Origin of the sequence: Bacteroides sp. AF39-11AC (assembly GCF_003474285.1) — a bacterium.
Lineage (GTDB): Bacteria > Bacteroidota > Bacteroidia > Bacteroidales > Bacteroidaceae > Bacteroides.
The window spans coordinates 459235-472798 of the sequence record NZ_QROH01000002.1 but is presented as its reverse complement, the minus strand read 5'-3'; the positions used below and the strand labels follow the sequence as shown (position 1 = coordinate 472798).

General features: G+C 42.3%; 11 protein-coding genes. 7 read left to right on the top strand and 4 right to left on the bottom strand.

The window, feature by feature from the left end; translation table 11 throughout:
* Positions 1–266: 266 nt before the first annotated feature.
* Together DW036_RS04565 and DW036_RS04560 are read left to right on the top strand one after the other, a co-directional pair.
* A complete protein-coding gene (locus tag DW036_RS04565; protein ID WP_118461659.1) occupies positions 267–548 on the top strand; it encodes a LysO family transporter in 282 nt (93 codons plus the stop codon).
* Positions 545–1171: a lysine exporter LysO family protein gene (locus tag DW036_RS04560; protein ID WP_118461657.1), complete on the top strand. Its 627-nt coding sequence runs from the start codon at positions 545–547 to the stop codon at positions 1169–1171. The genes DW036_RS04565 and DW036_RS04560 overlap by 4 nt, the downstream gene beginning before the upstream one ends.
* Here the strand turns inward: DW036_RS04560 and DW036_RS04555 are convergent.
* Complete coding sequence (locus DW036_RS04555; protein WP_118461655.1) at positions 1166–1894, bottom strand: rhomboid family intramembrane serine protease; 729 nt, start codon at positions 1892–1894, stop codon at positions 1166–1168. The genes DW036_RS04560 and DW036_RS04555 overlap by 6 nt on opposite strands.
* A gap of 192 nt (positions 1895–2086) precedes the next feature.
* On the opposite strand from DW036_RS04555, the gene DW036_RS04550 reads away from it, so the two are divergent.
* Genes DW036_RS04550 through DW036_RS04540 form a run of 3 tightly spaced genes read left to right on the top strand, consistent with a single transcriptional unit; the run spans position 2087 to position 6732 of the window.
* On the top strand, positions 2087–4027 hold the full coding sequence (locus DW036_RS04550) for a glycogen debranching enzyme N-terminal domain-containing protein (RefSeq protein ID WP_118461653.1): 1941 nt from the start codon (positions 2087–2089) through the stop codon (positions 4025–4027).
* Between the two features lie 14 nt (positions 4028–4041).
* Positions 4042–5313 carry a glycosyltransferase gene (locus DW036_RS04545; protein WP_022392375.1) on the top strand — a complete coding sequence of 424 codons (1272 nt, stop codon included), beginning with the start codon at positions 4042–4044 and terminating at the stop codon, positions 5311–5313.
* Positions 5314–5331: 18 nt separating this feature from the next.
* On the top strand, positions 5332–6732 hold the full coding sequence (locus DW036_RS04540; RefSeq protein ID WP_118461651.1) for a glycoside hydrolase family 57 protein: 1401 nt from the start codon (positions 5332–5334) through the stop codon (positions 6730–6732).
* A gap of 86 nt (positions 6733–6818) precedes the next feature.
* On the opposite strand, the gene DW036_RS04535 is transcribed toward DW036_RS04540, so the two are convergent.
* Both DW036_RS04535 and DW036_RS04530 read right to left on the bottom strand, forming a co-directional pair.
* The gene (locus DW036_RS04535; protein ID WP_118461649.1) at positions 6819–8366 is read right to left on the bottom strand and encodes a DUF4270 domain-containing protein; all 1548 of its coding nucleotides are present in this window, start codon (positions 8364–8366) and stop codon (positions 6819–6821) included.
* Positions 8367–8386: 20 nt separating this feature from the next.
* Complete coding sequence (locus DW036_RS04530; RefSeq protein ID WP_118461647.1) at positions 8387–9211, bottom strand: glycogen/starch synthase; 825 nt, start codon at positions 9209–9211, stop codon at positions 8387–8389.
* A 246-nt stretch (positions 9212–9457) separates the two neighbouring features.
* Between DW036_RS04530 and panC the strand changes: the two genes are divergently transcribed.
* Positions 9458–10303, top strand: a complete 846-nt coding sequence (gene panC / locus DW036_RS04525; protein ID WP_118461646.1) for a pantoate--beta-alanine ligase — start codon at positions 9458–9460, stop codon at positions 10301–10303.
* A 27-nt stretch (positions 10304–10330) separates the two neighbouring features.
* Positions 10331–10684 (top strand): aspartate 1-decarboxylase, encoded by a 354-nt coding sequence (gene panD, locus DW036_RS04520; RefSeq protein ID WP_007212709.1) that lies wholly within the window; start codon positions 10331–10333, stop codon positions 10682–10684.
* A 354-nt stretch (positions 10685–11038) separates the two neighbouring features.
* Here the strand turns inward: panD and DW036_RS04515 are convergent, their stop codons facing one another.
* Positions 11039–13345 carry a bifunctional dihydroorotate dehydrogenase B NAD binding subunit/NADPH-dependent glutamate synthase gene (locus tag DW036_RS04515; RefSeq protein WP_118461644.1) on the bottom strand — a complete coding sequence of 769 codons (2307 nt, stop codon included), beginning with the start codon at positions 13343–13345 and terminating at the stop codon, positions 11039–11041.
* Between the last annotated feature and the right edge of the window lie 219 nt (positions 13346–13564).

The following is a 13564-nucleotide window of genomic DNA, read 5'->3' as shown; positions in this document are numbered from 1 at the left end:
TATACATAAAAGTCCTACCTTTGTACTCAAATTCTGAACGATAATGAAAATTTTATGTACATATAATCCTTTAAAGCGATTGCTGCAGAACGAACATATCTGCTGCTGTAGCGTCGTGCATGTACATTGGTTCAGTGGATTTATCTAAATACTCTTATCACTTTTTTTCTTTAGCTGGATGACGTTTGTTGCCGGCATTCTATTTGTCTGTTACTAATTCTTTAGTAATTGTGTTTTTTGTTGCATTAATCTAAACTGGATTTGTTATGTTTAAAATACTTGGCCTGATGATCTTGGGCATTATCATAGGTTATGGTTTGCGTCGTATTTCGTTTTTACGCAAAGTGGAAGTTTCTATATCTTATACGGTATTTTTGTTGCTGTTTGTTCTGGGAGTTACTATTGGTTCCAACCGGCTGATTGTGGATAATCTTTTTTCTTTCGGATGGCAAGCAGCGTTATTGGCCTTATCGGCTACCGTAGGGAGTATTTTGGCTTCGTGGATTGTATTAAGATTGTTTTTCACTTCTAAAAAGAAAAAGATATGAAAGATAGCTTGATTGTATTGGGAATTTTTGTGGGCGGATGTCTTTTAGGAGCTTTGGGATATTTCCCATTAGATTTGAAGACGGGTAATCTGTCTATATATATACTGTATGCGCTAATGTTTCAGATTGGTATCAGTATCGGCTCTAATAAAGAATTGAAGAGCATGATTTCTCAGCTTCGCCTGAAGTTTTTACTGATTCCGCTGGCTACTATCAGTGGAACCCTGCTGTTTTCAGCAATAGCCAGTCTGTTGCTCAGTCGTTGGAGTATATTCGACTGTATGGCGGTGGGAAGTGGTTTTGCCTACTATTCTTTATCGTCTGTACTGATTACACAGTTTAAAGAAGCATCGATAGGGATTCAGTTAGCTACAGAACTGGGTACAATAGCTCTGTTGGCAAATATATTCAGAGAAATGATGGCCTTGTTGGGGGCACCGTTGTTGGTGCGATACTTCGGTCGGTTAGCTCCCATATCAGCTGCCGGGGTTAATTCAATGGATGTGATATTGCCTGTAATTACCCGTTATTCAGGGAAAGAAATGGTACCTATTGCCATTTTTCATGGTTTACTTATTGATATGAGCGTACCGTTCTTTGTTTCCTTATTTTGTAGATTATGATGCCGACTCTTCTTCTACCTTATGGCAGTCTGCCTCTTCTATTGGGTGGCAGTCTGCCTTCTTTTCATTAACCTGCTCCTCTTCCCCAGATTCTTTCCCGGACTCTTCATCAGATATTTTTTCTTCATCATCTTCGTCTGCAAACGGGTCTGGTCGTTGAGGTCCATATTCCATAAATGCAATGGCACATATTGTGCCGGCTATGGCTCCACTGAGGTGTCCTTCCCAGGAAGTGGTTTCTTTTGCAAAGAATGGGAACATATTCCAGATAAGTCCACCATAAAGAAAGGTAACTAATAAGGAGATAGCAATCAGCGGAACGTGCTTTCGAAGGATGCCGCTGAAAAATAGAAAGAATGCAAGGCCGTAGATGATTCCACTGGCTCCGATGTGCCATCCTGGTTTACCTATAAGAAAGGTGAGTGCACCGCATCCTATCCAGATGGCAAAGAATATATAAGAGGCAATGTGCCGGTAAAAGTAGAACAAGCACCACATCAGGAAGAGTAGCGGTAATGTATTTGCCAGTAAATGCTTCCAACTGCCATGTACAAGCGGATGTGCGAAGATACCAAATACTCCTCTTTGCTCCATAGGATATACACCTAACCTCCTGAAATCCCAGTCCATACCGACTTCAAGGAACTTTAGCAAGTAAAGGATAAAAATTAGGAATAACGGTATAACCGCTGCCAGAGCTATCCGGCGGATATCATGCTTCATGTTTCGTACAGGTTTCTGTTATTTTGGTACAATGCTACGAATATTTAAGTAAAAAACGAAAATAAATGAACTTTTTATTTTGCGTATTGTCTTTAATTTGTATTTTTGGGCATCACTACCATACCCGTAAATATAGTAGGCGAGGTATGGAGCATGATGCCTGAACAATTAACCTTTAAATAATGCACAACTATGAGTTATTTACGATTTGACAAGACTCTGATGATCAATCTGGAAGAATCTTTACCAAGGGAGATACTTCGGACAAATAAATCAGGAGCCTATCATTGTACAACGATTGTAGATTGTAACACACGCAAATATCACGGACTATTGGTGATTCCCGTCCCCAATCTCGACGATGAAAATCATGTGCTGCTGTCTTCTTTGGATGAAACGGTAATTCAGCACGGTGCGGAGTTTAACCTGGGGCTGCATAAATATCAAGGAAACCACTTTAGTCCGAATGGACATAAGTATATCCGCGAATTTGATTGCGAACATATCCCGGCGACAACTTACCGTGTAGGAGGAGTTATTCTTCGCAAAGAAAAGATCTTTGTACACCACGAAAACAGAATTTTAATTCGTTATACCTTGGTAGATGCCCATTCGGCAACCACACTTCGTTTCCGACCTTTTCTGGCGTTTCGTAGTGTGCGTGAATATACGCACGAAAATCCACAGGCAAACCGCGACTACCAGTTGATAGAAAATGGTATAAAAACTTGTATGTATCCCGGCTATCCCGAGCTCTTCATGCAACTGAATAAGAAAAATGAGTTTCACTACCAGCCGGACTGGTATCGTGGCATTGAGTATCCTAAAGAACAAGAACGTGGTTATGACTTCAATGAAGACCTGTATGTTCCCGGATATTTCGAAGTGGATATAAAGAAAGGTGAGAGTATTGTTTTCTCTGCCGGTATCTCTGAGATTTCCCCGCGTAAATTGAAACAGACATTTGAAGCGGAGGTGGAAGATCGTACGCCGCGCGACAGTTTCTATCACTGTCTGCAGAATTCGGCACATCAGTTCCATAACAAGCAGGGAACTGATCACTATGTACTGGCCGGGTATCCCTGGTTCAAGTGCCGTGCCCGCGACCTGTTCATATCTTTGCCCGGACTGACTTTGGCAGTAGATGAACAGAATGAGTTCGAAGATGTTATGGTGACTGCTGAAAAGGCTATACGTGAGTTTATCAATGGTGAGCCCGCCAGCTATAAGATCTACGAAATGGAAGATCCCGATGTGTTGTTATGGGCTATATGGGCATTGCAACAATATGCCAAAGAAACTTCTCGTGAACAATGTCGCCAGAAATATGGTCGTTTGCTGGAGGATATCATGGATTACATCCGTAGCCGTAAGCATGATAATCTTTTCCTGCATGAAAATGGTCTGCTATATGCCAACGGAACAGAGAAAGCTATTACCTGGATGAATTCTACGGTAAATGGTCGTCCGGTAACACCACGTACGGGATACATTGTGGAAGTGAACTCTTTGTGGTATAATGCACTTCGCTTCATAGCCGACTTGGTTCGTGAAGTTGGTAATGTCCATCTGGCAGATGAATTGGATGCCCAGGCTGAAATAACCGGGAAGTCCTTTGTAGAAATATTCCGTAATGAAAGCGGTTATCTGTTCGATTATGTAGATGGATTTATGATGGACTGGAGCGTCCGTCCCAATATGATATTTACCGTTGCCTTCGATTATTCTCCGCTGGACCGGGCACAGAAAAAACAAGTGCTTGATATTGTGACGAAAGAGTTGCTTACTCCAAAAGGTCTGCGTACTCTCAGTCCGAAGAGTGGGGGATACAATCCTAATTATGTCGGTCCTCAGATTCAGAGAGATTATGCTTATCACCAGGGTACAGCCTGGCCTTGGCTTATGGGTTTCTATATGGAGGCATACCTGCGTATTTACAAGATGAGCGGTGTATCATTCGTAGAGCGTTATCTGATTGGTTTTGAAGATGAGATGACGAGTCATTGTATTGGTTCGCTCCCCGAGCTCTTTGATGGTAATCCACCGTTCAGAGGTCGTGGTGCAGTATCTTTTGCCATGAATGTGGCTGAAATACTGCGCATCTTGAAATTGTTGTCTAAGTATAATTTATAAGAGGAGGAACGAAAATGAAAGTTTTAATGTTTGGATGGGAGTTCCCCCCGCATATCTTAGGTGGCTTGGGAACTGCCAGCTACGGTCTGACGAAGGGAATGTCCCAGCAGGAAGATATGGAAATTACTTTCTGTATTCCAAAGCCGTGGGGCGATGAAGACCAGAGCTTCTTGCGTATCATAGGCATGAATAGCACTCCTGTAGTGTGGCGTGATGTAAACTGGGATTATGTTCAGGGACGTGTAGGTTCTTATATGAATCCCCAGCTCTATTATGATTTACGTGATCATATTTATGCCGATTTCAATTATTTGCATACCAATGATCTCGGTTGTATCGAGTTTTCCGGCCGTTATCCGGCCAACTTACACGAAGAGATCAATAACTATTCTATTGTGGCCGGTGTGGTGGCACGTCAACAGGAGTTTGAGATCATCCACTCACACGACTGGTTGACGTATCCTGCAGGTATTCATGCCAAACAGGTATCAGGCAAACCGTTGGTAATCCATGTTCATGCCACTGACTTCGACCGTAGCCGTGGTAATGTGAATCCCACTGTGTATGCCATTGAGAAGAATGGAATGGATCATGCCGATCACATTATGTGTGTAAGCGAGCTGACTCGTCAAACGGTTATTCATAAGTATTTCCAGGATCCACGCAAGGTATCTACCGTGCATAATGCAGTTTCTCCACTTCCGCAGGAAATACAGGATATTGTACCGCAGAAGAAACCGAATGAAAAGGTGGTGACTTTCTTAGGCCGTATCACGATGCAAAAAGGACCTGAGTATTTCGTAGAAGCTGCTGCAATGGTATTGCACCGTACTCGTAATATCCGTTTCGTAATGGCGGGCAATGGTGATATGATGAACCAGATGATTCGTTTGGTAGCTGAACGCGGTATTGCCGACCGCTTCCATTTCCCCGGTTTCATGAAAGGAAGCCAAGTGTATGAAATGCTGAAGGCAAGTGATGTGTACATCATGCCCTCTGTTTCGGAACCATTTGGTATTTCTCCTTTGGAAGCTATGCAATGTAGTGTACCTACCATTATCTCTAAACAATCTGGTTGTGCCGAGATTTTAGAGAAATGTATTAAGACCGATTATTGGGATATCCACGCTATGGCAGATGCTATCTACGCTATCTGTACTTATCCTGCGCTTTATGAATACTTGCGTGACGAAGGTAAGAAGGAAGTGGATGCCATTAAGTGGGAAGATGTAGGATTGAAAGTGCGCCGCATCTATGAAGAGGTCATTAAACAATATAATAGATAACAATAAAACAATATAGATATGAGAACCATCTGTCTTTATTTTGAGATTCATCAAATCATTCACCTGAAACGCTATCGTTTCTTTGATATAGGTACGAATCATTATTACTATGATGATTATGCCAACGAATATAGTATCAACGAAGTTGCCGAACGTTCCTATATTCCTGCATTGAGTGCGCTCATTGACATGGCAAAGAACTCCGGAGGTGCATTTAAGGTAGCTTTATCTATTTCCGGTGTGGCTTTGGAACAGTTGGAAATCCATGCACCGGCTGTCATTGATCTGCTACATCAGTTGAATGACACGGGATGTTGTGAATTCCTTGCTGAGCCTTATTCTCATGGGCTTTCTTCTTTGGCAAACGAGGATTGTTTTAAAGAAGAAGTAAAGCGTCAGTGCGCTAAGATGAAGCAAATGTTCGGTAAGTCACCGAAGGTATTCCGTAACTCCAGCTTGATTTACTCTGATGAAATAGGAGGACTGGTAGCAAGTATGGGCTTTAAAGGTATGTTGACTGAAGGTGCTAAACATATTTTGGGCTGGAAGAGCCCGCACTATGTATATCATTGCAGTCATAATCCCAACCTGAAATTGTTGCTGCGTGATTTTAAACTTTCAGATGACATAAGTTTGCGTTTTTCTAATTCGGAATGGAGTGAGTATCCGTTGTTTGCAGATAAATATATTGGCTGGATTGATGCTTTGCCGCAGGAAGAACAGGTTATCAATATCTTTATGGAACTGAGTGCTTTGGGGATGTCCCAGCCACTTTCATCCAATATCTTGGAATTCCTGAAGGCGTTGCCTGTTTGTGCAAAAGATAAAGGCATTACATTCTCTACACCAACAGAGATTATCAGTAAACTGAAATCGGTATCCCAACTGGATGTGCCATATCCTATGTCTTGGGTCGATGAGGAAAGAGATACCAGTTGCTGGCTGGGTAACAGTATGCAACGCGAGGCTTTCAATAAGCTATATAGCATTGCTGAACGTATCCATTTGTCTGATGACCGTCGTATCAAGCAGGATTGGGATTATTTGCAGGCAAGTAATAACTTCCGCTTTATGACTACGAAAAATAGTGGTGTGGGCTTGAATAGGGGTATTTATGAATCTCCGTATGATGCTTTTACCAACTACATGAATGTCTTGGGTGATTTCATCAAACGGGTAGAGTCGCTTTATCCAATGGATATAGACAATGAGGAACTGAATGCTTTGTTGACGACTATTAAGAACCAAGGTGATGAAATAGATGAATTGCATAAAGAATTAGAGCAATTACAGACGAAATTGGAAAAAGGGAAGGCTGATCCGGCAAAGGCTGTCAAAGCAACAGCAGCTAAAGCTAAAGCCCCGGCAGCAAAGAAACCCGCTGCAAAGAAAGTGACTAAGAAAGAAGTTACTAAGTAGTTACTACTTTAGAGTATATCAATAAAAAAAGCCTTCCATTCGTTTGAACGGAAGGCTTTTTTGTACCTTTACTTCTTAGGAAAAGTTTATTTATTAAATGTGGTATAAGTTACTTCCAATTTTAGTGGATTCTCAAGTTCCCCATTCACTTTTTTAGGGCCACCTTTCAGTTTGGCATATCCTGGCCTCAAGTCATTCTGGATACCAGTCATTGTTTTAGTGTTGTTACTTGTATCGTAACTGATTGTAACAGGGATCAGGTATACTGTTTTCCAGTCTTCTTCCCATTGTTTATCCTTCTCATCAGTCCAGGCACTGCCAGCTTCTTCTTTTGCTTTTTTCTTTGCGGCATCCTTTCCTTTGATGCAGGTTGTTACCAAACGGGCAATATTATTAAATGTATATTGGTTAGTTGTTACATTATTATGTGCCACTGTAAAGGAAGTGACATTGTCCGGTAACTTGTTCTCTTCAAAGAAACTCTTGAAATCTACTTTACGTAACAATAAAACCTCACTTGGAGCGCTCATGCTGAATTCATAATCACTTTTTTCATTGTAATTAGTGAAAGTCAGTTTTACGGCATTAAGCGTATCATTAGATAACTTTTCATAGATTTCGTCATATGGTAAAATTGCTTCTGTGAAAATTCCGGCAGGAGATTTGATGTATGTCCAATCTTCTATCTTGGCAAGCTCTGCTATTTTATCAGAATTGAGGAATTGATTAGCTTGAATAACTTCTTTTGTAGAAGCAAATTCAGTCTGCCATCTGTAAGCAGTAGAGTCCTGACCTTCGAAACCTGCCTGTTTACGTTTACGAGGTACTTTGGTAGTATCATTCAATACATAATACTGATATTTCATTTGTAAGTCGACGCGGTCTACGTAGAGTACCGTTCCGTCTCCATAATCGCTTTTTATGTATACACCTTTGAACACATTTTCGATGAAAGCATCGGAGTTCTTAAAATATTCGGGATGACTCTGGCAAAGGTCAATCCAATCATTACCAAATTTGTCCTTATCGAGTGTGAAAATAACACTTGGATAGTACGTTTTGTTACCATTATCATCGGTTGCATTCCTTTCTTCATCCGTTATGCTTGTATCATAAGCGGTATAGGCTCTGCGACCCAATAATGACTTTGTAGGATTCAGCCAGTCATAATAATCTGTCGGCTTGATATTGGTATAACGGTTACGCTCTAATTTTTTGTCCAATTCATATGCACTCATACGGCAGGCATTCAAAGAGTCACCGAACCATGTAGAATAGAAAACAACTAAACGTACGCCTGCCACTGTATCATCAGTCAAAATACCGGTTTTCTTATCAAAATCATACTTCTCAGGAAAACTGAAGTCATCTATACAGTTCAATTCCGTCAGGAAGCTGGCTTCGTAATATCCGAATTGAGGATCTGTAAAACGGCCTACATATCCGGTACTGGTTTTTGCAAATACAGAATCAGCAACCACAGAACGTGTAGTCACATCGAATGTTGTCGTATGTGCGCTAATACCGTCAGATCCGGGTAGCATTCCTATTCCTAACGTTCCGGTATTGTCATCGCAACCAAAGAAAGTAAGGGTTGCTGCTAAAAGCAATGCTCCTAAGTACTTAACTTTCATAGTTTTCTTTGTTATCTTGTTTATTTTTGTTCTGTTTCCCACACTTTGTCGTAGAACTCGTTACAAGCATCAGCAAAGGTTTCGGGAGTTTGATATTCTAAAATCGGTTTTCCTGCTTGGCGGGCATATTCCATAACCTCTTCGTTAACATTTTCACTTTGCTGAATTACTCCATCCGAATAATCGATAGCCAGTTTACACAGCGTAGCATAGTCTACGGGAGCTTTCAGATGAGCCACATCTTTTTTAGTAACGCCTTTTAATACCAATCTGTTTACAAAATCAGCATTGAATGATTCTTTGAAATCATCCTCAAAAACGGAGAATACTACTTTAGCGTCACGGAATGAAGGCTCGTCCTTATATGCTTTCTTGATATACAAAGGAGCTAAGGCGGTCATCCAGCCATGACAATGGATGATATCCGGGCACCAGCGTAACTTCTTTACCGTTTCCAATACACCGCGTGCATAGAATATAGCACGGCTGTCATTGTCTCCATATTCCACGCCATTCTCATCAGCAGCCTGCAATCGATTCTGGAAATAATCATCGTTGTCGATGAAATATACCTGCATGCGGGCAGATTGAATGGAAGCAACTTTAATAATAAGGGGGTGGTCGGTATCGTCAATAATCAGATTCATACCGGAGAGGCGTATCACTTCGTGCAATTGGTTTCTGCGCTCATTGATATTCCCCCATTTAGGCATGAATGTTCTAATTTCTCTGCCTTTTTCCTGGATTGCTTGAGGTAGGTTTCTGCCTACAAGGGACATTTCGGATTCTGGTACGTAAGGAGTAATCTCTTGGGTAATAAATAAAACCTTATTCGCCTTTGTCATAATAACAATGTTCTCAATTATTCTGCAAAGATATAAAAAAAATCGGGCACTTGAGCAAATAAGGCGACTCTATAATTCCTTATGAATTGTTAACTGCTTGTTAATCAGTGATGCTTTGTCTCAAAGAAGAGTGCTGATCAAGCAGAACTTTTGCATTAATTTGCGATATTTCTTCTTTATATGCTAAATAATAGTTTATTTTGCACCGCTTTTGCGAACAACTAAGTTATTATATAACCTATAAAAATGGAAATAGTACATACTATCAAGGACTTGCAGGCCGGACTTTCGGCTTTACGGGCCCAAGGTAAAAAGGTAGGATTGGTGCCTACAATGGGTGCCCTGCATGCCGGTCATGCGTCATTGGTGAAACGTTGTGTTGCAGAGAATGATGCTGCGGTAGTGAGTGTTTTTGTAAACCCGACACAGTTTAACGACAAGAACGATTTAGAGAAATATCCCCGTACGCTGGATGCCGATTGTGCTTTGTTGGAAGCTTGCGGTGCTGCGTTTGTATTCGCTCCTTCGGTTGCGGAGATGTATCCCGAACCGGATACGCGCCAGTTTAGCTATGCACCGCTGGATACAGTGATGGAAGGTGCTTTTCGTCCGGGACACTTCAATGGTGTTTGCCAGATTGTGAGCAAGCTGTTTGATGCAGTGAAGCCGGATCGCGCTTACTTCGGAGAGAAAGATTTCCAGCAGTTGGCTATCATTCGTGAGATGGTGCGCCAGATGAATTATTCGTTGGAAATAGTGGGTTGCCCTATTATACGTGAAGAGGATGGGCTGGCTCTGAGTAGTCGTAATGCACGTTTATCTGCCGAAGAACGCAAAAATGCTTTAAAAATATCGCAAACATTATTTGAAAGTCGTACCTTTGCAGCTTCTCATACAGTTGCTGAGACTCAGAAGTTTGTGGAAGATGCAATTGCGGCCGCTCCCGGTTTGCGTCTGGAATACTTCGAACTGGTGGATGGCAACACGTTGCAGAAAATAGCCAATTGGGAAGATACGGCGTATGCTGTAGGTTGCATTACAGTATTCTGTGGTGAGGTTCGCCTGATTGACAATATTAAGTATAAAGAGTAATAAACCTAAAAAGAGAGATCAGACCTTATGATGATTGAAGTGCTGAAGTCGAAAATCCATTGCGCTCGTGTCACAGAAGCTAACCTCAATTATATGGGAAGCATTACGATTGACGAGGACTTGCTGGATGCAGCTAATATGATTGCCGGTGAAAAAGTGTACATAGCCGACAATAATAATGGCGAACGTTTTGAAACCTATATTATTAAAGGTGAACGTGGTTCGGGCAAAATATGTCTGAATGGTGCGGCAGCCCGTAAGGTGCAGCCGGATGATATCATCATTATTATGTCGTATGCTTTGATGGACTTTGAAGAGGCCAAGTCTTTCAAACCGTCGGTGATTTTCCCTGATCCGGCAACGAACAAAGTGGTGAAATAAACGGGAAGAAAAACGGTGAAAAGCTTGACTTTAGCTGTTTGATTCCGTATCTTTGTCCATGTAATCCTGATTTAGTTTCGGGAACGAAGATATTGAGAGGAGTGACGTAAGTTGCTTCTCTTTTTTTGTGCCTGCATGTGGGATTTATCAGAAGATACTATGTTTGGGTTCATAACATAGCATGTAATTGGGTAAAACATACCATGTAATCGCTCGAAACATACCATCTGTTTAGGGTTAGCAAATGATGTAATCGGGGTAAACATATCCTCTGTTCCCGAAAAAGAAAAGCGGAAAGAGCGAAATCTTCCCGCTTTGTTAAAGTTATGTAAACTTACTCTTGACAAATTCTGCTTACTTGCTCAGTTGCTCATGCATAGCAGCAGCGGCTTTTCGTCCGTCGCCCATAGCAAGAATAACGGTAGCACCACCACGAACAATATCACCTCCGGCATAAATGGTCGGAATAGACGACTGCATGTTCTCATTTACTGCAATCGTGCCTTTGCGTCCCATTTCCAGTCCCGGAATAGAAGAAGGTACAATCGGGTTAGGAGAAACTCCGACGCTGACGATAGCCAGGTCTATATCAATAGTTTCCGTTGCACCTGGGATAGCTACAGGGCTACGGCGTCCGGAAGCATCCGGTTCGCCAAGTTCCATTTTTTGCAGAATGACTTGTTTCACTTTTCCCAGTTCGTCGGCAATGTATTCGATAGGGTTATGCAGTGTAAGGAACTCAACACCTTCTTCTTTTGCATGTTTTACCTCTTCGATACGTGCAGGCATTTCCTCTTCGGAACGACGGTAGATAATCATAGCACGTTCGGCACCCAAACGGCGTGCAGTACGTACTGAGTCCATAGCTGTATTTCCACCACCGATAACGGCTACATTTTTACCGAAAGGTACCGGAGTATCAGAGTCTTCACTTGCTGCATCCATCAGGTTGACACGCGTCAGGTATTCATTGGATGACAAAATATTGATAGAGTTCTCTCCCGGAATATTCATAAAGTTAGGCAATCCGGCACCGGATGCTACGAATACACCTTTGAAACCTTCTTCTTCCAACTGTTCCACACTGATTGTCTTACCTATGATACAGTCTTTAATGAAGTTAACCCCCATCTTGGCTAGATTGTCAATCTCTACATCCACCACTTTGTTTGGCAAACGGAATTCAGGGATACCATACTTCAGTACACCGCCTATCTCGTGAAGTGCTTCGAAAACTGTGACATCGTAACCATATTTAGCCATATCTCCGGCAAAAGAAAGTCCGGCAGGTCCGGAGCCAATGACGGCAACCTTAATACCATTCTTTTCTTTGATCTCCGGTACGGAGATTTGTCCGCTTTCACGCTCATAGTCAGCAGCAAATCGTTCCAGATAGCCGATAGCTACCGGCTTTTCTTTCATTTTCAGGTGGATACATTTTGACTCGCACTGTTTTTCCTGCGGGCAAACACGACCGCAAACGGCAGGCAGAGCACTGGTCTCTTTTAGTGTCTTGGCAGCTTCGAGTATTTCTCCGCGTTCAATGTTTTTGATGAAACGAGGAATATCAATACCTACGGGACAACCTTCCATGCAACCTGGATTTGCACAATCGAGGCAACGCTTAGCTTCCGTCAGGGCTTGTTCCTCTGTCAGCCCTTGGTTTACTTCCTCTTTACGACTATGCGAACGGTATTCCGAATCGAGTTCGTTCATTTCAACACGCGGAATAGCGGTACGTTCTTTGGGTTTCATTGCCTTGCGAAGTTCCAGACGCCATGCGGCATTACGACTTTTCTCGTCTACTTCCTGTGCAGGTTCCGGCATAACTTTGCAGGATTCACCTTCTTCAAGCTTGTGCATTTCCTCGCGTTCGATGCTCTTGAAAGCACCCATACGCTTCAACATCTCGTCGAAGTCTACCTGATGACCATCAAATTCCGGTCCGTCTACACAAACGAATTTGGTCTTTCCGCCGATGGTGATGCGGCAAGCGCCGCACATACCTGTACCATCCACCATGATTGTGTTCAGCGAGACATCGGTCGGTATTTCATATTTCTTAGTCAGCAAACAAACAAATTTCATCATGATGGCGGGGCCGATGGCAAAACATTTGTCCACTTTCTCCCGTTTGATGACTTCTTCAACGCCTTCGGTTACCAATCCTTTGCGTCCGTATGAACCATCATCGGTCATAATGATGACCTCGTCTGCGCTTTCGCGCATTTCTTTTTCAAGGATAATCAGCTCTTTGCTACGTCCGGCAAGTACGGCGATCACGCGGTTACCGGCAGCTTTCAAAGCCTGTACGATAGGGAGCATGGGAGCTACGCCTACACCACCACCTGCACAAACCACTGTTCCGAAGTTTTCAATATGAGTAGCTTGTCCCAGCGGACCTACTACATCGGTGATGTAATCGCCCTCATTCAGTTCGCAAAGGCGGGTAGAGGAGAGGCCTACTTCCTGTACTACCAAAGTGATAGTACCGCGTACGGTGTCAGCCGCCGCAATTGTCAATGGCATACGTTCGCCTTTTTCGCCTACACGTACAATGACGAAGTGTCCTGCCTTACGTGAGCGGGCTATTAAAGGTGCCTCGATCTCTAATTTAAAAACCTTTTCAGAAAAATGTTCTTTGCTAATGATTTTGTTCATTATCTATAAATTTTGTTGGTATAATTACGTAATCACTTTCAGATTGTTACGGTTTGCAAAGATACGGGTTATTTGGTAAAAACAAAGAAAGTTTCTTCTAAAAAGCTGTGTAACTGATGTGGGCAAACGATAATTCGCTCTTACCAGGTCATATAGACGTAATGATATAAACGTCTGTGGTTACCTGTGTAAGAGCGAATTATGATTTACCCGCCAGAA